The organism is Streptomyces sp. NBC_00154 (assembly GCF_026342835.1).
Taxonomy (GTDB): Bacteria; Actinomycetota; Actinomycetes; order Streptomycetales; family Streptomycetaceae; genus Streptomyces.
On record NZ_JAPEMI010000001.1, the window covers coordinates 6,384,519 to 6,403,587 of the forward strand.

Sequence of the window (19,069 nt, forward strand, 5' to 3'; positions counted from 1 at the left end):
CCGGATGACAGCCACGAACGCCCCCGTCCTCCACCCCGACCTCACCCCCGCCCAGCGCCGCTGCCTCGAAGCGCTGCCACTGACCGGCAACCACCTCGTCAGCGGCCCGCCCGGCAGCGGCAAGAGCCTGCTCGCCGCCCACCGCGCCGTCCACCTCGCCCTCACCGGCCGCCCCACCCTGCTGCTTTCCCGCTCTAACCTGCTCCGCCAGCTCCTGCGCGACACCCTCCAGGGCCTCGCGGTCCCCAGCACGCCCGTCGAAGCCGCCACCGTCCACGGCTGGATCCACCGCCGCTTTGGCCGCGACGCACCGCGCACTGAGGACGGCTGGTTCGACTGGACGGCCCTCACGCGCCGAGCAGCCGACACCTTCGGCGAGGACGCGACCACACCCCACCTCGTTATCGACGAAGGACAGGACCTGCCGCCGGGCTTCTACCAGGTGGCCCGCCTCACCGCCGCCTCCGTCACCGTCTTCGCCGACGAGTGCCAGCGCCTCACCGAGACGAACTCCACCCTCACCGAGATCACCAACGCCCTCGGCCGAACCACCAAGCGCGTCGAGGTCGACGGCAACCACCGCAACACCCGCGAGATCGCCTCCCTCGCCGAGCACTTTCGCACCGGTGGCACCCGCCCCGCATTCCCCGCCCGCAGCGGCTCCCTGCCCGTCATCCGCCACTACTCCGGCTCGCTGGACCTCAGCGACGACATAGCCACCATGGCGCGCCGGCAACCGCAGCAGCGCATCGGCGTGATCGTCAACTCCCTGCGCACCGCCGCCGATCTGCAGCGCCGCCTCGAAAGGGAGGGACTCGCCCACGAGCCCCAGCTCTACAGCTCAGCGGCACAGTCAGGCCGCTACCGCGACCTCGACCTCGCCCGCCCCGGCGTCGTCCTCGTCCACCGCGCCAGCGCCAAGGGCCTCGACTTCGACACCGTGGTCATCGCCGACACCGAAACCGACGCCGCCACCGATCCCACCGCCGCCGACCTGCGCATGGCCTACTACGTCATGATCACCCGCGCCCGCCACCGCCTCGTCCTGGGCTGGCAGGGCACCCGGCTGCCGAGCCAACTGGAAGGGCTGCACGGGTGGGCGATGATGAAATGAGGTGAGGGTGGGGAGTGGCTTGACCGGCCGGTTGCCGTCAGGAACGTTATTCGCACCAGGTGCCGAGCAGTTCGGTCTGGGCGAACGGGTGCAGCCCGTCACCGTACTCCCGGAGTCGAGCCCACGTGGTATTCATGGCTGGGGAGTTCCTCCGGACCGGCACGATCACCGACGTCTGCGATGGCGCACCCTGCAAGGCCGAACCCAGGGGCTGACGGGTCTCCCAGGTGTCGCCCTCGATCTGGACACCCCACCGGCAGCGGTGGAGCAGGGCGGCAGGAGATCGTTCAGCGCACCACGACCGGCACATTGTTAGCGGTCATGTACTTCTCGAGATCCCGTACATGTTCTTGGTCGACGGCGAAGGCCAGGAGGCGGCGGGCGCGGGTGGCTGCCACGTAGTAGACGCGCAAGTTCTCGGCCATCTCGTCTGCGATCCCGGCGCGCTGTCCGCTGGTCCAGGTTTCGATCAGAGCGTCCGGGCGGCGACCCGCCTCCTTGCCCGGCCGCCTCGTGGAGGGCAGGAGGACGAGGACGGCGTCGAACTGCTCACCTTTTACCCCGTGGATCGTGTTGCTGTGCAATGAGCGTACTTGGGCATGCTGTTTCCTGCCAGCTCCGGCGAGTTGCAGGGCAGGCTTCGACTTCTTGGCGCTCGTGCACGAGAACGCCCTGTTGACAACAGGTTCCCTGCCCTCTCCCAGGGGGAGGGCCGAGAGGGCTTGGAATGCGCTCCTGCTCCAGTCGCCGGCTGGCTGCTCCAGTGCGGGCAGCGAGTGGAGGAGGATCTGGGACGCCGCCCGAAGTTCCAACGCGGTGAGGCCGTGCCGCTCCAGATGCTCAGTTTCTGGAACGTCCACGCCCCCCAGCCAGTGGTGCCGGATCGCCTCACTGAAGATCTTCTCTGCTCTCTCGCGCTGCTTCCTCTCAACGCCGGGGTTGCGCAGTATCGCGGTCGCCCACACGAGTGCCCCCAACTGTGACGATGGCGGATCCTCCTTCACGCTGGTGAACGCCGACGAGAGAGTTGCGCGACTGTAGGCGAGGACCATGCGCTGTGCGGGATCCCGGATTCCCAGGCGATCGGCCTCTTCCTCGAATTGCCGGAGCGCTTCACCGGTGCCTGAGCGTGAGGTTCCTAGAAGTAGAACGGGGTTGTACTCACCATGGTGATCACCCACGGCGATGTCGGCGGGCGCACTCGACGGACGCAGAGTTCGCGCGAGATCGCAGATGATCTGCGTACTGCGCCAGTTGTGGCTGAGCCGTTGGTCGGCGGGTGGCAAGGGGATGCTTGCCACGGGAACGCCGGCGTTGGCACCTGGCTCACGGAATCCGTAGATGCGCTGGTCAGGATCCCCGACGGTGAGCAAGGGAACGCTTCGGTCGGACAGCAGGCCGAGGATGCTCCGGTCTTCCGACGATAGATCCTGGGACTCATCAACGATGATCTCTGCGAAGCGCGAGGCCAGGAGCGCGGCGATGCGTGGCCCTCGCCTTTTGTCGCTGAGCATGTACAGGGCGATGTCGCGCAGCTGTTCACCTGCGATGAAGCCCTCCGCCCAGAGCCGAGACATCTGATTCCGGGCCCAGTGAAGGAGATTGTTCGTCCTCTCTGGATCGTCGGCCAGCCAGTGGGGGATCTTCTTCCACTTCGGGTTCGCTATCCGGGCCAACTCGCCTGGGGCCAGCGTGAAATGGAAGTCCTCGAGGCTGATGCCTCCTGTGCGTGCCTTGGGGTGGTCGTTCCAGGATTCAAGCCTGCGCCACCGCTGCCCGTCCCGGGACCTGATGTGCGGGCGAACCACATGTGTCCACAGGAAGCGGTCGAACGTGCCGATGAAGTACGGGTATTCGGCAAGTTCGGGGCGGCCTTCTTGGGCACACCGCTGGGCCACTTCGGCGGCTGCTGCTTTGGTGAAGGACACCACGGCTCTGCCCTGACGTGGGCCGATGGGGCGGTTCAGGTGCCGGTCGATGATCGTCCGTGTTTTCCCGGCCCCGGGACAGGCCTCGACTTGGACAATTCGCCCCGGCCCGCAGGGGAGATTTACGAGCATGCGCTGGGCGGCGCGGGCCGCCTCGCGGAGCTGTTCCAGATCGATATTGTCACGGGGGCCACGCGCCACCGGGGTCGAGGCAACGAGTTCAGGAGCGCTCATCGGACACCTCCTCAGTGACCCAGCGCAGCGCGTCGGCCAGATACTCGGGGACAGCGAAGGAGGTGTTGGTGAAGGGCTGCGATGCACCGGCAAGGAAGTCCTGAGCAAGATCGCCCTTGCGGATCTTCTTCGAGTCAAGGAGCTTCGACATGGCCTGGGCCTGTTCGTCGGGGCTGCCCTCGCCGATGGATTTCCAGTCCTCCGCCCAGGCGCCTGGACGCTGCGGCTTCCAGGCGCGGAGCAGCAGGTCCCGGTTGACACCACCGGCTCTCAACAGTTCGGATTCCAGGGTGAACTCGTTGTGGAAGAGGTGGGCAGTGCCGGTGGCCTCGGTGTCCGTGATGAGCTGTCTGATGTCGCTGATCCGCTTTTCAGCGAGAGCCTCACGATGTTCGCGCCCGGCGTCGCCATCGGTGATGACTGCCACGCGGCGCGCAATCCGCTGGCTTGTGTCGGGGTCGGGTATGAGGAGGACTCGCAGGTAGGGGAGGAAGTCCACTCCGTCGATCGGTACCAGGGCCGTGCCGTGGAATCGCTGAAGTCGTGCCGGGTCGTCGGCGAAGAGCGTACGGGCGAAGGCCGGCAGGACGACGGACTCGGCAATGCCCTCGACGAGGAGGACGCGCTGGCCGAAGAGCATCACGTTGCGGGTGGCGTTGAGGTAGTTGCGGATCTTGTTGCGGTCCTCGCCGGGCAGGTCGAATCTGCCTACCGAGACGGCGGTCGTCGTGAATGAGACGTCACGGGGGCGCGGCAGTCCGGCCGTCGCCGCATCGATCCCTTCGGCCGGATCGGTGGGGCTGACGGCCTCGGCAGCTTCGTCGGCCTGGGACTCCTGCAGGGTGACGGCCGGTACGGCGCGGCGCTGCAGCACTACGAGATTGCGTGGATCGACGGCCGTCGCGACGTGCGGAGAGTGCGTAGTGACGATCACCTGGATGCGGCCGAGCCAGCCCTCTTCGTCGGTCTTCCGGAGCTGGCTCGTACGGGACTCCTCGGCCAGGTGGTCCAGGAGGATCGTCTGCAACTGGGGGTGAAGGTGTGCCTCGGGCTCCTCGACGAGGAGCAGCGTCAGATCGGCCTCGGCGGCCTTCTCCAGCTGGGTCAGCACCGTCGCCATGAACATCAGGTTGGCGTAGCCGAGGCCTGACTCGGCCAGGTCGCGAGGGTCGAGCCCCACCTGGGACATGAGGAATCGCAAGTTGCGGGCTATGGAGTTGAGGGTCGCATCGGCGAAGCCGAGATCGGCCACCTGGGGGTGCGCGCCCTCCGTGAGGCGTGTGAGACGACCCTGAACGGCCTCGGCAGCGGCCTGGAAAGGTTTCTGCTCCGCCCTCATTTGCTTGAAAGTCCCGCTGATGTTGACGAGAAACTCCTCGCGGTCGGCGTCTTCGCGGAGCAGCCGTTCGAGGATGTGCTGGATACGAGCGCCGCCAGCAGAGCCGAGCTCACGGCGGGCGTCGCGCAGCGGCGGCAGGTAGATGTGGCGGATGCGGTCACGGGCACCCGGCTCCGGGTCGCGGTCGGCGGTATTGCCCGTGCCCGCGGTCCAGGAGCGCTTGGCCGTCCCGAGGGATGTGGCGGGCGGGTTGATCGTGAGGCGGTAGCTGATTGACTTCGGAGTCTCTCCAGAGGCAGACGACAGTGTCTGCTGCCCGCCCACGTGCCGCTCCTCGTGATCCTCGACGTAGGCCGAACTGTAGAGGTGGAGCTCAGCGGGGTTGTCGGAGAAGTAGCGGACGGTCAGGTCGATGGAGGTGCGGCAGTTCTCGTTGTGCCTTCCCTCGGCGCAGCCGTCGCGGTGGAGGTCTTCGCGGGACGGGTACAGGCTACGCTCGCGCGGATCGAGTGGCTGAGTGAGATGGCGAAGGGCATCCATGACGTTGGACTTGCCAGCGTTGTTCTCACCGACCAGGACGGTGACGCCGGGCTGGAATGAGATCTTCGTGTCTGCGGCGGTTCGGAATCCTTGAAGGTGGAGCTGGGACAGGTACACGGTCTCTCCGGAGGACGTGATTGCTGGAGACGCGCTGAGCCAGGAGCGGGCATGGTCGGGCAGGGCCGGTCGCTGTGCCTGGTGCGGGAAGGGCACGGCACAGCGACCGAATGGTGGCGTATCGGTCAGTCCCCTTCGGGCGCCGGATAGCGGGGGCCGTGGCCCGGGGGAGGGCTGAGGGTGGAGCGGTAGGCGCCGGTCCCTGCCTCGTCCAGCGGGGTTTCGAGGGTGAGGCCGGCGGCGGCCATGCGGTCGTACTCGGCGAGGACCAGGCGCTTGGTGCGGTACTCACCGAACTTGGCGATCTCGTTGTTCTTGAGGCCGCCGGATTCGGACTGGAAGGACTCCAGGATGTAGTCCGTGTCCCTGCGGTCGATGCCGTAGAGGCGGAAGAAGTACGCGTCGAGTTCCGCACGGAGCTGCGCGCGGCGGTCCTCGTCCCAGCGGAAGGGCTTGCCCTCGTCACCGAGGTCGCGGGCGAGGCCCCGCATGTCGTAGGCGGTGTAGGCGAGTTCCAGGACGCGGGGGAGGAGGAAGGGGAGGTGGAGTTCGAGGGCGGTGGGTGTCGGGACGGGGAGCTGCTTCCAGATGAACAGCCCCATGCTGACGCCGCCGATCTTCTGACGGCTGAAGTAGTCGAAGGGCAGCGAGGACTGGGCCGCGACCAGTGCGGCGACCATCGGTGCTTCGACGGAGGGCAACATTAGCGGGAACTTGTGCCCCACCGCCGTGCGCGGCAGGAAGGCGGGGATCGCGGTGCGCTCATTGGTCGAGGAGGTCACGTCACACCAGCCGCAGAGCCATTCGCGGTCCCACTTTTCCTCGGCAAGGCGCTGGGAGACGCCCTTTACCTCGACGTCACGGTTCCTACGTTGAGTCGTGATGGTGCCAGATTCCTTGATCCAGTTTAGGGGGAGCGCCATTCGCGAGGGATCGCCGAGCGCGATGGTGTCCAGGTACTTCGGCTGGTTCTGGCGGGTTACGGCAGTTGCGCTCTTCACGACATCAGCAGCGCGGTGGTTGAAGAAGTCGGCCATCTTCGCTTCGTACAGCGGCATCATTCGCTCGCCGTCCCGCTCGAAGACGTTGCCGCTCAGCTCCCACCCCTCGGCCTCCAGCAACTCGCGGCTGCGGAACAGGTCGGAGTCGTCGGTCATGTGGAAGAAGGTGGCCTTGAAACGGATGCCCCACGGGTTGCCATCGGAGCGGGTCTCGTTCCACAGCACTGGGAGGCGGCGGTGGACGGCGATGGTGAGCTCGGCGTCGCGGCGGGTGCGGAAGACGGGCAGGGTGCCGGTGTTGGGGCTGATGAGGGCGAGGTCCGCAGGACCGAGGGCGAAGACGCGCTCGGGGTCGTCGAGGTCGGTGACATCGCCGAGGAAGAAGCCGAGGCGTGCGGCCGACTCCGTGGCGCCACGGCCCGTGAGGGTGAGAAGGGCGAACTTGTAGCGGGAGTCGACGCTCTCGAACCACTTGCCACCCTTGGGCAGGGTGGGGGACTTGGGACGGCGGTTCTCGAAGTCGTAGAGGGTCGACAGCGTGGAGCGGCGGGTGAAGTCCGAGAAGAGGTGCTGGGCGCCCGCGCCGGTGGCGATGGCGGTGGGGAGGACGAGGCCGAGCCGGCCGTGCGGCGCTGTGATGCCGGTGAAGCGCTCGGCGAAGAGCTGGTCCGTCTGGAGCATGGTGACCCCCTTCACCGTCAGCCCGGCCGCGCACAGCGGGAAGGTGTCCGAGTCACCGGCGAAGTGGAAGGTGCCCTTGACGGTGCGGCGGGCGCGGTCGTAGGTGGCGCCCTGCCCGGGGAATTCCTCACGCCATGCGGCGATCGCCTTGCGGCGGGCCACCCCGGAGATCTCCGCGAGCTCGGGGTTCACGACGGCGAAGTACTTCTTGTCCTCGAAGTCGACCTTGTCCCACGGCGGATTGCCGATCACACAGGAGAAGCCGCCGGCCCAGCCCGTGCGCGGGTCCACATCGGGAGCGTCGGCGGAGTCGGGGACGGTGAAGACGTCCGGAAACGCTAGGTGCCAGTGGAAGAAGGAGTACTGCTGGCGCTGGCTGATGATCTCGTCGTGGGTGGCCCGCGGCACACCGTCGGAGTCGGGGTCCTGGAGGGCCGTGAAGACGTCGTGGGTGATGGCCGGAGGGGCGTCCTTGGACTTGACCCAGGTGAAGGCAGCGCACCAGGCGTCGGCAATGTGCAGCGCCCGCAGGTACGCGGCGGAGGTCTCCCACGCCCGGTAGGCGTCCTCCTTGCGGCGGACGTGGGCGAGGCTGTCGTCGGGCACGGCGGCGATCTTCTGCAGGACAGCGGCGAAGGCGGTGTTGGAGACCTTGGTCTCGGCCGCGTCGACCTCGAACAGGCCCACGTTGCCGGTGCGCTGCATCCCGTGCTCGGTCGCCAGGTGCCTGGCGAACTTCTCGTCGTCGCCCTCGATCGCCTTGAATGCCTTCTCCGGGATGCCGCCGCGCAGCACCCGGGGGGTGGCGCCGATCAGGCCGTTGCCGTGCTTGATGCGTGCGTCGAGGAAGCCGAGCGGCCGCCCCGGCTCCATGGCTTCCAGCCACAGCGAGACCTTGGCGAGTTCGACGGCCATGGGATTGAGGTCGACACCGTAGACGCAGCGGGCCACCACTTCGTGCATGGCGTGGCGGACAGCCTCGGCGGTCGGCTCGGGGTTGCGTTCGCGGACGGACGCGAGGCGCTTGGCGATCCGGCGGGCGGCGGCGACGAGGAAGTGACCAGAACCGCAGGCGGGATCGCAGACGGTCAGGGAGAGGAGTTCGCGCTCGATGTCGGCCGTGGCGTCGGGGCGCCCGGCGGCAGCGGCCGCCTGCTCGCCGCGCTGGAGCGCGTCGTCGATGACCGGGTTGAGCGTCGAGTCGAGCAGCGCCTCGGCGAGCGGGCTCGGGGTGTAGTAACTGCCGGTCTTCTTGCGGTCGTTGCCCGTACGGTCGACGAGTTCGAAGGTGCGGTCGGCGGGGCTGTGGCGCGGTACGAGCTCCAGCAGTGCCTCGTAGACGGAGCCCAGTTCCTCGGCGCCCATACGGAGGTAGTCGACGGGCCGCCAGCGGCTGGAGCCGACGTCGCGCATGCGTGCCAGGCGACGGACCGCCTCGAAGAAGTGAGCGTTGGTGAGGTGCGCCCCGCGCAGTGGTGCGTCGGCGGGGTCGTCGTTGAAGAGACCGCCGAGGCCAGGGAGGCCGAGTTCGGGGCGTCCCTTCTCGTCGCCCAGCGCGTCTGTTAGCACCAGCAGTGCCCGGTACTGGTCGTCGTGGGAGGTGCCCTGGCGGCGCAGGGCGTGACGGCGCAGGCGGGCGGTGGAGAAGTAGCGGGTGAACCGCTCGCGGGTCAGCTCGTCCGCGTCGGGGGCCAGCAGCGCGCCGCGGTCCTCGGCGACGAAGAGGAAGATCATGCGGTAGACGAGCCGGAGCAGAGCGGTCTGGAACGCGCTGACGTCCAGACTCTCGCGGAGCTCGGTGTTGCGCGGGTGGCGCAGGAAGCCCGTGCCGAGGATGGTGAGGGCCTGCTGGACGCCGTCGCGATAGTTGTCCAGGGCCCGGGACCCGGACTCTATGGCGACAGTACGCCACCGTTCCAGCCAGCACGTCGAAGCCACCGTCCCCTCCGGAACCGAGAAGCGCGAGGCGTGCAGGACCGCGTACAGCAGGACGAACTCGGAGAAGAGTTCGCCGTCGAAGATCGCCTCGAGGTCGAACTCGACGTACGCGGCCGTGGCCAGGGCGGAGGAGTCGCGCAGCAGGCGCAGGCGACGGCCGTTGGTGAGGACCGCCCACAGGTGGGCCTCGGTGCGGTTGAGGCACTCCTGGAGCATGGACTGCGCGGGGACCTGTCCGGGAGCCGAGCGCTTGTCGAGCTCCTGGTTCCAGGGGATCTGGTGGACGAGGGCCGGGCCGTGGCGGTGCGAGACCGGAAAACGCTTGGCCGGGTCGGAGTCGGCGGCGATTCCGACCGTGCCGACCTCGGTGAGACGGCCGAAGTCCAGCTTGCGGAAGAGCTGGGCGAGCCAGTCGATGCCGGCGCGGCCGGTCGGGTCGGCAGCGGGTGCACCCGTCGTCGGGTCCGAGGGAAGGGCGGTGCGCAGGTCGCGCCAGAGCGGCTTCAGGTACTCCCAGGCGCGCTCAGCCTCGTCGCGGACGGGGACGGAGGCGGGCAGGTGGTAGTCGGCCGGCTTGGTGCCCGGCAGGTTGGTCGCCTCGGCGATGCGCAGCAGCATGTCCGAGGGGAGCAGGCCGCCGACAGTGGTGACGGCGGTGAAGGCTGGAGCGGTACGGGTGGCGGCGGACATCAGGCGACGGCTCCAGCGGACGAGGCGGCGGACGCGGGCACAGCGGCGGCCGGGTTGGCGGGGAGGTAGACGTAGACGCCGAGGATGTCGGCGGGCTTCTGCGGGACGATCTTCAGGCCGCGGACGATCTCGTCGCCGGCCTTGCGGACCCGGCGGTGCGAGGCGTCAAATTCGGCGGCGAGTCGCTCCCCGTACTCCTCCAGGTGGGCGGTGACTTCGTCCAGGTTGCCGAGGATGCGGCTGATCTGGTTGCGGGCCAGCTGGGGATTGGTGTTGGCCGTCGCGCGGGCACCGAGGAGGTCGGCGGCCGCCTCGTCGCTCATCCAGGGGGCGCGCTGCGGCATGCCTTCGAAGGCGAGCAGGCGGGCGTCCTCCGCGACCAGTTGCTTCTCGCCGTTGCGGGACGGCAGCGTCAGGTGGAAGCGGTAACGAACCAGGAGGAGCGTGGTAAGGGTGGTGATCGCGTTGGTGGTGACGACGCCGCAGCGGCGGGCCGGGCGGGGGCCGGTCGCGTCCTTGCCTGCGGTGGCGTCGAGGGCGGAGTCCAGGACGTAGGAAGCAAGCGCGCCGATGGCCGGATCGGTGCGGACGAGGGCGGCCTCGCCGCGGCCGATCGCCGGGTCGGTGCGGAACGGGATCTCCCGGTCCTCCTCGACGACGCGGTTGCCGAGCGTGGCGGCGAGTGCGTCGCGCAGGCCGTCGGGGGCGCCGCTGACCTGAGCGGTGAAGTCGCCCGAGCCGTCGCGGGGGGTGCGGATGAGGGCGTCGAGGCCGTGCAGGGCGGCGAGGGTGAAGTCGCGGACCTCGTCGGCGCCGCCGAGAGCTGCTCGTACGGCGGCGACCTCGCGGGCGACCTCCTCCGGATGGATGGAGCGCTGTGCGTACTTCGAGCGCGAGGTCTTCTCGCGGTCGGCGGCGGAGTTCCAGTCGCGTTCGACGCGGTCGAAGGACTCCTGGACGCCCGGCATGTCGAACAACGTCTCCTGGCTGCCCTCACGCCCGTATAGCAGCAGCCAGTCGACAAGGGCGTCCGTGACACCGGAGGCCGTCTCGTCGGGGACGGAGACGGAGATGCCGAGGTCCTTCTGGATCTGCCGGTGCTTCTTGAACAGCACCTCCAGGACCTTGCCGTCGATGCCGTTGTCCTCGCCGAACATGGTGACGACCCGGACCTGGTCGCGCTTCTGTCCGTAGCGGTCGACGCGGCCCTCGCGCTGGTCGTGGCGGGTGGGGTTCCAGGCCAGGTCGTAGTGGATCACGGCGTCGAAGTAGTGCTGGAGGTTGACGCCCTCGGAGAGGCAGTCGGTCGCGATTAGCACGCGGCGGGCGGCCGGGTCATCGGCGCCGGCGCCGCCCAGCTCCTCGATGCGCTCCATGCGCTGCTGCGGGGAGAGGGAGCCGGTGACGGCGGCGACGTGGGTCTTCTTGCCGAGCTTGCCGTCGAGCTGCTCCTGCAAGTATTCGGCGGTGGGGATGTAGCGGCAGAAGACGATTGGGTTGTAGCCCTCGGAGATCAGCGACTTGAGGTGCTTGCTGAGCGCCTTGAGCTTGGCGTCTTCCTTCGGTCCGGCGAGCGCTTCGGCGCGTTCGGCGAGCTCGTTCAGGCGGGCGCCCGCGTCCTCGCTCTCGCTCGCGCCCGGGGCGACGTCCAGGCCCTCCAGGGTGTCGCTGTCGGCGGCGTCGCTGTTGAGCGGCGCGCCGAGGACGTCCGCCTCCTGGGCGGTTCGGGCGGCGGCGGAGGCCGAACGCGTCTTCAGGGTCTGGGCGGCGGCGCGTGGCGAGGAGACCATCGAGCGGAGCAGGGCAATTACCGACCACCAGGCGATCCGAGCCTCACGCTTGCCCTGGCTTCCAGCGGTCTGCACCCGGTCGGCGGCATATGCGATGGCGTCGTCGAGCAGCGCGCGGTACTCGGCTGTGAGCTTGTAGGGCTCGTCCCTTGTCCCGCGGTCGGAGGGGAAGGCGGTGCGCTCAGCGAGCGAGTCGTCGGCCAGGCCGTCCTCCGTGGTGAGGTAGCGGCGAACATCGGCGCGCTTGCGGGCGACGAAGTGCTCGGCGAGCCTGGCGCGCCCGGCCGGGGTCTCCAGGTCGAGGGTGGCGAGCTCGGGCTTGACCAGGCCGAGGAGGTTGCGGAACGCGGACTCCTTGCCGGAGTGCGGGGTCGCGGTCAGCAGGAGCAGGTGGCGGTCCTGGTCGGTGGCGACGCGCTGCAACAGCTCGTAACGGAGCTGGTTCGCCCCGGACTTGCCGCCGGTGTGGACGTCGTCGGCGGCGACGCAGGTATGCGCCTCGTCGACGATGACCAGGCTGGGGCAGTGGCGGACGAAGTCCTCGCGGTGCCGGGTGGACTTGATGAAGTCGGTCGAGATGATCGTGAACGGGTGCTTGTCGAACAGCGACTGGCCCAGCTCCAGGCCGCGCTCCAGCCGGGAGACGGTGGAGGCGAGGACCAGTTCGGCGTCGATGCCGAACTTCTCGCGCAGCTCCGCCTGCCACTGCTCGGCCAGCGCGGGCGAGCACAGGACGGCCATGCGGCTCGCCTCACCCTGGGCGAGCAGCTCGGAGGCGATCAGGCCCGCCTCGACGGTCTTGCCGATGCCGACGTCGTCGGAGATCAGCAGGCGCACCGTGCGCTGGCGAAGCGCCATGAGCAGGGGCACCAGCTGGTAGGCGCGCGGCTCGACGGCGATCGAGGCCAGCGAGCGGAAGGGGCCGGCGCCCGAACGGAAGCCGATGCGCAGGGCAGTGCGCAGCAGTCCGGCGGCGCGCTGGTCGCCGAGGTCGTCGGGGCTGGGAGCGGCGAACTCGGCGGGGCGGACGTCCTCGAAGGTGGGGAAGACGGCGGCGATGTCGTCGTCGCTGCCGCCGAGCGGGCGCAGGACGAGCATGTCAGGGGCGCTCTCGGGGAGCACCACCCATTCCCGGCCGCGGGCGGCCACCAGGGAGCCGGCGGAGTACGTGAGGCTCATGCGGTTCGTCAGGTCCTTTGCAGTGTGGCGGGAGCGGGCGGGTCAGCGGGTGGGAAAGTAGGCGGGGTTGGCGTCGACGAGGGCGTCCCAGTCGGCTCCCGCGGGGAAGCGGATCACGTCCCAGCCGGAGCTGAAGAGGCGGTCCTCGGCGCCCTCGTCGCGCGTGGAGTCGTTCGGGACGCCGTCGAGGTCGACGAAGAGGGCGATGTTGGCGTCGGGGAGCCGCAGGGCGAAGTCCGGCCGGGCGCCGGCTTCGCCCAGGAAGGGCGCCGACTCGTCGGGCAGTCGGTAGCCCTTCGCCTTCAGCCAGCCCAGCAGGTCGCCGGCCGTGACCAGCGCAGCCAGGTCGGCCTCCAGCGGGGTGGCGGCCGCGGGCCTGCCCGGACTCTGCGCGGCGAGGCGTCTGAACTGCTCGCTGCGGGACTCGCCTCGGTCTTCCTTCGTCGTGGTCGCGGTCGCCAGGCGCAGCAGCAGCGGGCGGGCGGCATGCCGGCTCAGCTGCTGGTGGTGGCCCTGGTTGCCGTAGGTGAGCAGACACTCGTAGCAGCCGCGGGCGCACTCCTCGCCGTGTTCGGGGCCACCGAGGTCGCTGCCGTCGACGGGGTCGAAGTGGCAGATCGCCAGGGCGGTCCGGGCGGCGCGGGCGAGGGCGTCCTTGTCGTGCTGGATGCGGCGGAGCACACCGGCGCCGCCCTCGGCGGCCTCGGTGAACAGGAAGTAGCAGTGCGGGCCGTCGTCCGGCGGCAGCAGCTCGGCAGTGAGCTCGGAGTCCTCCAGCTCGAAGGCGGCCTCGATGCCGCGCTCCAGCGCGTACATGAACGACAGTGCGACCGGCCCCGGCTGCGGTTCGTCCAGGGTGACGACCAGGATGTTGCGGCGGTCCTCGACGTAGGGCAGGACCCGCTTCTTGCGGCGCTTCTCGTTACCGTCCTGGTCGACAACGGGCATGCCGGTACCCTCGATGGCGTCGGCGGCGGCCTTGTCGCTCAGCCAGCGGCCGTCGCCGAGGTCCAGCCAGTGGCCGTCCGGCTCGCCTGGCTTGTCGCGCATGTGGCCGAGGTTGGTGATGCGGACGGTCGCCGAGTCGCCGTAGTCGAGGTCAAGGACCGGGGTGCCTTCGGCGTCGCTGACGTGCGAGGTGAGGCGGCCCTTGCGGTCGCCGTGGTCCTGGAAGGCGTAGGACGTCTCCAGGCGGAATCCGGCGCGGCGCCGCTCCTCCTCGTCGGAGGAGATCCGCTCACGCGGCGTCGTGTAGACGGTGTGCAGCTGCAGCAGGCTCTTGCGGGAGCTGTCCAGCGGCTCCTTGCACATTCGGCAGAGGTCGACGGAGTCCTCGGTCTTGTGGTGGTAGCCGCAGTTGTCGCAGCGCTTCGACTCGGCCGTCGCCAGGTCGCCGGAGGCGTCCGGCGGGAGTTGGACGCGGGTGACCTGGTAGCGGGCGCCCTCGTGGTAGATCAGCGCGCCCGGTCCGAACTCGCGGATGGCCAGGAAGCGGGGGCGCTGCAGGTAGTCGCCATCGGCGTTGCGGCGGTTGCCGGAGCGCGGGATGTAGGCGGCGAGCGGCAGGCGCGGGAAGCTGTAACCCGGCAGGAAGCCCTCGGAGGCCAGGTAACGGTAGGGGTTGAAGTCGCTCATCACCGACTTGGAGTCGGTAGAGCGGTTCAGCAGCAGCGCCGTCTGGGTTTCTGCCTCCCGACGGCGGGAGCGGGCGCGGATCTGCTCTCCGGGACTGAGCGTGTGGTCGACGACGCGGCGGTTCTGCTCGTACTGGTCGAGGACAGCGGCGCGGAAGAGCTGGCGCCAGCGGTCGAAGGCTGCGTCGAAGGTCTTTGGAGCGGCCGTGACCTGGTCCTCGATCCAGTCGTCGTACCACCACGTGGTCTCCGCGAAGTCCGGGATCAGCGGGGACAGCGCGGTGCGGGCCGCTGCGACGGCGCGGCGCTGGACGTCCTCGTCCAGTGACAGGTCGCGGGTGTCGGGCAGCAGCGGCAGCGGCATGTTCGGGTCGGGGCGCTCCTCGCCTTCCGGGTCGTAGGCGACGTCGATGACGTCCGGGACGGCGCGGCCGAGCTTCATACCCGTCTCCGCCAGCCAGATCCCCTGCAGGTGCGAGCGGACCAGGTCCTCGTTCGCGAGGTCCAGGCGCGGAGGGGCGACCTGCCCGGCCACCATGTCCCGGGAGCGGCGGAAGTAGTACTGGTCGTGGCTGTTGCCCGTCGCGCAGTAGGTGGTGACGAGAGCGGGCTGCCCCGACCGGCCGGCGCGGCCGGAGCGCTGCGCGTAATTGGCGGGCGTCGGCGGCACGTTGCGCATCATGACGGCGTTGAGCGAGGAGATGTCCACGCCCAGCTCCATCGTCGGCGAGCAGTACAGCAGCGGGAGTTCGCCCTCGCGGAACTCCTCCTCGCGCTTTACCCGGTCCTCCGGGGGGACCTGCGCGGTGTGCTCGCGGGCGTACAGGCCAGCCAGTTCGGCGGCGGCGTCCTTGTAGAGGTCGCGGAAGAAGGGGTTGACGCGCGGGCCCTCGCCGCTGGTGTAGGTGCGGGACAGCGGGTCCAACGCGCCGGTCCTCCCGTCACCGGCCCGCCATATCAGGGCGGCCGCCGAGACGCGGTAGCCGGTGCGGGTCTCCGCCTTGCGGCGGCGGTAGGCCGGGCCGGAGGGCTCGGGTCCGGCCTGGACCTCGCGCACCAGCTCGGCGGTCTTCAGGACCGTGAGCAGTTCTTCGATGACGGTCTGAATGTCCTCCTGCCGCGCCCCGCGCAGCGCCGGGATCGCGCGCCGCAGGTACTTGCCGAACTTTCCGCGCGGGGAGAGGAACAACGCCGAGCGCTCCATGCCCGGCTTCGAGCCGTACGGGTAGGCCGTGCCGACGTTCGGCTTGTCGCTGTCGGAGAGGACCCAGGGTTCGACGAGACGTTCCTCGCAGGCCCCCTTGAGGGTGTCGAAGTCGTCGCGGAAGAACTGGACGTCGATGGCGAGGGACCGGCGCATGTAGTCGAGCAGATCGCGGCAGACCTCCGCCCGCAGGGTCGGCTCGGCGTCCCTCAGTGCCTCATGGGTGCCGGCCCAGCGGTCCTGCCGGCCCGCGAGCCAGTCGAGGTCCTCGTAGTCGATCCGCAGCAGCCCGCACTGCTCCAGGTTCGGCATGGTGATCCGCCAGCCGCGTTCCAGATCGCGGTACAGGCGATAGCCGACGACTTCGCGGAAGGTCTTTGTGGCCCGCTTCTCCAGTCCGGGGGACATGTCGGCGTTGCCGGTGTAGTCGCGCGGGGCGAGGCCCATCACCTCGGTGATGGCCTCGGTGAGGTCGTCGTGCGTCAGCCCGTCCTTCCCGGCGTTCACCGCCGCCTGGTAGAGGGCGCTGCGCAACTGTGTGACCTGGGCGAAGTCGTTGAAGTGCCCGGCCTGTAGGGAGGCGTCCTGCCGGTTGTCGACGAAGGTAAGGAGCTTGCGCGCCTTCCTGGAGAGCACGTTCTCGGGGACGGCTCGCAGCGACTTCACGATCGACGCGGAGATGACGGAAGTGGCCGAGGAGCGGCCCTCCTGGTCGAGGGTGGCGAGCTTGGCGAAGTCGCGGCCGCGGGTCTGCTCGTAGGAGATCTGACAGTGCACGCAGAACAGGAACGGCGCCGGGATGAACGCCGCCATCAGACCGTCACCGGACTCCACCCCGAGCGGGTCGACGACGACGCGCTTGGGCACGCGGTCACGGTAGGACTTCTTGACGACGTTCACGCCCTGCGCGTCCGGCTCCAGCCACGACTCCGGGATGCGCCGGTCGTCGACCGCTTTCTGCGGGTCGGCGGGCCACTCGTAGTCCTCACCGGAGACGCCGATGTACAGGTAGCCCTCGCCGTCCCGGCCGCCGGAGGCGGAGGTCTCCCGGCGCGGCTCGTAGCGGAAGGTGCCGCCCTCGTCGGTGCGCCAGACCGTCATGTACTCCTGGCCGCACTCGCGGCAGAAGGCCAGCGGGAAGAGCGGTTTGCCTCCGCTGCCGGGCTGCTCCAGCTGGTAGGTGCGGGTCAGCGGGCGGCTGAGCGGGTCCTCGAGCGTCGTGTAGACGGTGTCGCCCTTGGAGAGGAACTGATGCAGCCGGAACGCGAACAGCGGGCGCTCGGTGACGGGGTGCTTGGCCTGCGAACCCGCCTCCAGGGTGGCCCGGATCGCGGCGGCGACGGTTTCCTCGTCGACGGTGCTCTCCGCGGCGAGTTCGGCGGCAGCCTCCTCGATCTTGCCGGGGGCACAACGGCGCAGTCGGCCCGTGGCCTCCTCGTGCTCCAGACCGAAGCGGGACTCCAGCCAGCGTGCCAGCGGGTCCTTGGTGAGCGCGTCGTAGGCCCGTGGGGCCGCTCCGGAACGCAGCCGTTCGGCGGGGACCGACTGCGGGGCCTGGCCGGTCGCGCGGACGAGGGTCTCGCCGATCACCCGGTGCGGGTGGACGGTCGTGCCGAAGAGCCGGCCCGCGACCTTGGCAACCTCCCGCTGCTGATCCTCCCAGCTGCCCTCGGTCGACATCGTCGCGGAGGTGCCCACACACTGCAGTGTCTTTGCCGCCCGGCAGGCCTCACGGACCCGGCGGATCAGCAGGGCGACGTCGGCGCCCTGGCGGCCGCGGTAGGTGTGCAGCTCGTCGAAGACCAGGAACTCCAGGCCGCTCGCCATCCGGATCAGGCTCGCCCGGTCATCGGGCCGGGTGAGCATCAGCTCCAGCATCACGTAGTTGGTGAGCAGGATGTCCGGCGGGTTCTTCCGCAGCTCGCGGCGGTCCTCGTCGCTTTCCTGGCCGGTGTACCGGGCGAACGTCACCGGCTCGCGACCCTTGCCGAAGCCGCTGCGCAGATACTTCTTGAGTTCCTCCAGTTGCGAGTTGGCCAGCGCGTTCATCGGGTAGACGACGATCGCTCGCACCCGCCCCGGCGCGCCTGGCCCCTCCTGCTCACGCTGCTTCAGCACGCGGTCGACGATCGGGACGATGTACGACAGCGACTTGCCGGAGCCCGTGCCCGTGGTCAGTACGTACGAGTCCCCGGCCTGCGCCGCCTCGATCGCCTCACGCTGGTGGCGGTGGAAGGTGAGCGGCCGGCCGCCCGGCCGTGGTGCGTCCTCCTTCTTGCCCGCCTGGAAGATCTCCGCGCACTTCGGGTGCAGCACGCCGTCCCGCACCAGGTCCGTGACCTCGCCGCCGGACTCGAAGAACGGGTTCAGCGACAGCCACGGGTTGGGCCACTGGGACTTACCCGCCAGGTCGTCCTCGATGAAACCTGCGATCCGGCCGTCCCGGATCGTCGCCGAGCTCCTGGTGAAGCTCTCGTACTCCTTGATCAGATCCCGGTGGATGCCGAAGACGTCCATCGCGTCCGGCACCTGCGGCGCCCGCCGAGGGACCGGTACCGGGGCCGGCGCGGAGGGCTCGGGGATGTCGGCGCGCAGGCGCGCCACCGGGTCCATGGCCGTCCAGTGCGGGGCGAGGAGCGCGGCCGCGGGGTCCGCTTTCAGTGCGAGCGGCACGAGGGCCGCACGGACCTGTGCGGCGTTCTCCGATCGGTTCGCGGGCTCCTTCTCCAACAACCGCGAGACCAGCAGAACCAGCTCCTCGGGCAGGTCCGGGCGGATCACGGTGAGCGACGGGGGCGGGTCCTCCAGGTGCTGCCGGGAGAGGTCGAAGGGAGTGTTCTTGGCGAACGGCGGCTTCCCGATCAGCAGCTCGTAGAGCACGCACCCCAGGGCGTACAGGTCGGCCGCGGCCGTCACCTGCTCGGCGCGGAACTGCTCCGGCGCCATGTAGCGGGCCGTGCCCACTGAGACGCCGGTGCTGGTGAGGCGGGCGCCGTCGGGGTCGTCGACGATCCGGCCCATGCCGAAGTCGAGGATCTTGACGGTGCCGTCGCGGGTGAGCATGAGGTTCGCGGGCTTCAGGTCGCGGTGGACGATGCCCGCGGAGTGCGCGGAGGCGAGCCCGGCGGCGATCTGGGCGCCGATGGCAGCCACCCAGGAGACCGGCAGCTGCGGCTCTTCGTCGATCAGGTCCTTGATCGTGTCCCCGTCCAGCAGCTCCATGGCGAGGTACGGGAGACCGCTGCCGCCGTCCGCCTGCGCGGTGTCGACGCCGCCCGCGACCAGGTGCGTGAGGTTGGGATGCTGGGGGGAGAGCCGCCGCATGATGTCCACCTCGCGGCGGAAGCGCTCGATGGCCTTGTTGTCCTCGGCGGTGTCGATCGCTAGCCCGGTACGGCTGCGCAGGATGGTCTTGAGCGCCACCCGGCGGTCTTCGGAGTCCGGAGCCTTGCTCAGGTCGACGGCCTCGTGAACCTCCCCCATGTTGCCCCGTCCGATCACTCCCGTGATCTGGAACCGTTCGGCCACCGTCTCCGGGCCCACTGGCACTCCCTTGCCTCGTGCGTTTCGGTGGAGGGTCGAACCACCCTGCGCGGCAAGAGTACACCCCGGCCGGAAATCTGATGAATGTTTTCATTTGTTGACGACGCCAACGTGATCTGGGATTGGTTGCTCTGCTC

The 19,069-nt window shown here is 69.4% G+C and carries 6 protein-coding genes; 1 reads left to right on the plus strand and 5 read right to left on the minus strand.

Annotated elements, in window-relative coordinates:
- Positions 1-4 precede the first annotated feature (4 nt).
- Positions 5-1,114 (plus strand): AAA family ATPase, encoded by a 1,110-nt coding sequence (locus OHA03_RS28680; RefSeq protein WP_267006619.1) that lies wholly within the window; start codon positions 5-7, stop codon positions 1,112-1,114.
- A gap of 287 nt (positions 1,115-1,401) precedes the next feature.
- Here the strand turns inward: OHA03_RS28680 and OHA03_RS28685 are convergent, their stop codons facing one another.
- The 5 genes from OHA03_RS28685 to OHA03_RS28705 form a co-directional block, all read right to left on the minus strand.
- Positions 1,402-3,276 carry a UvrD-helicase domain-containing protein gene (locus OHA03_RS28685; protein WP_267006620.1) on the minus strand — a complete coding sequence of 625 codons (1,875 nt, stop codon included), beginning with the start codon at positions 3,274-3,276 and terminating at the stop codon, positions 1,402-1,404.
- Positions 3,263-5,272, minus strand: coding sequence for an ATP-dependent endonuclease (locus tag OHA03_RS28690; protein ID WP_267006621.1), 2,010 nt, complete (start codon positions 5,270-5,272; stop codon positions 3,263-3,265). The genes OHA03_RS28685 and OHA03_RS28690 overlap by 14 nt, the downstream gene beginning before the upstream one ends.
- Positions 5,273-5,397: 125 nt before the next feature.
- Positions 5,398-9,582 carry a DNA methyltransferase gene (locus OHA03_RS28695; RefSeq protein ID WP_267006622.1) on the minus strand — a complete coding sequence of 1,395 codons (4,185 nt, stop codon included), beginning with the start codon at positions 9,580-9,582 and terminating at the stop codon, positions 5,398-5,400.
- Positions 9,582-12,551, minus strand: coding sequence for a DEAD/DEAH box helicase (locus OHA03_RS28700; RefSeq protein ID WP_267006623.1), 2,970 nt, complete (start codon positions 12,549-12,551; stop codon positions 9,582-9,584). Before OHA03_RS28700 ends, OHA03_RS28695 begins: the two co-directional genes overlap by 1 nt.
- Positions 12,552-12,593: 42 nt before the next feature.
- Complete coding sequence (locus OHA03_RS28705) at positions 12,594-18,932, minus strand: protein kinase (protein WP_267006624.1); 6,339 nt, start codon at positions 18,930-18,932, stop codon at positions 12,594-12,596.
- Positions 18,933-19,069 lie beyond the last annotated feature (137 nt).

Bases quoted from the DNA above. Each gene is read 5' to 3' on its own strand.
- OHA03_RS28680 (WP_267006619.1), top strand. From the start codon at position 5: ATGACAGCCACGAACGCCCCCGTCCTCCACCCCGACCTCACCCCCGCC.
- OHA03_RS28685 (WP_267006620.1), bottom strand. From the start codon at position 3,276: ATGAGCGCTCCTGAACTCGTTGCCTCGACCCCGGTGGCGCGTGGCCCC.
- OHA03_RS28700 (WP_267006623.1), bottom strand. From the start codon at position 12,551: ATGAGCCTCACGTACTCCGCCGGCTCCCTGGTGGCCGCCCGCGGCCGG.
- OHA03_RS28695 (WP_267006622.1), bottom strand. From the start codon at position 9,582: ATGTCCGCCGCCACCCGTACCGCTCCAGCCTTCACCGCCGTCACCACT.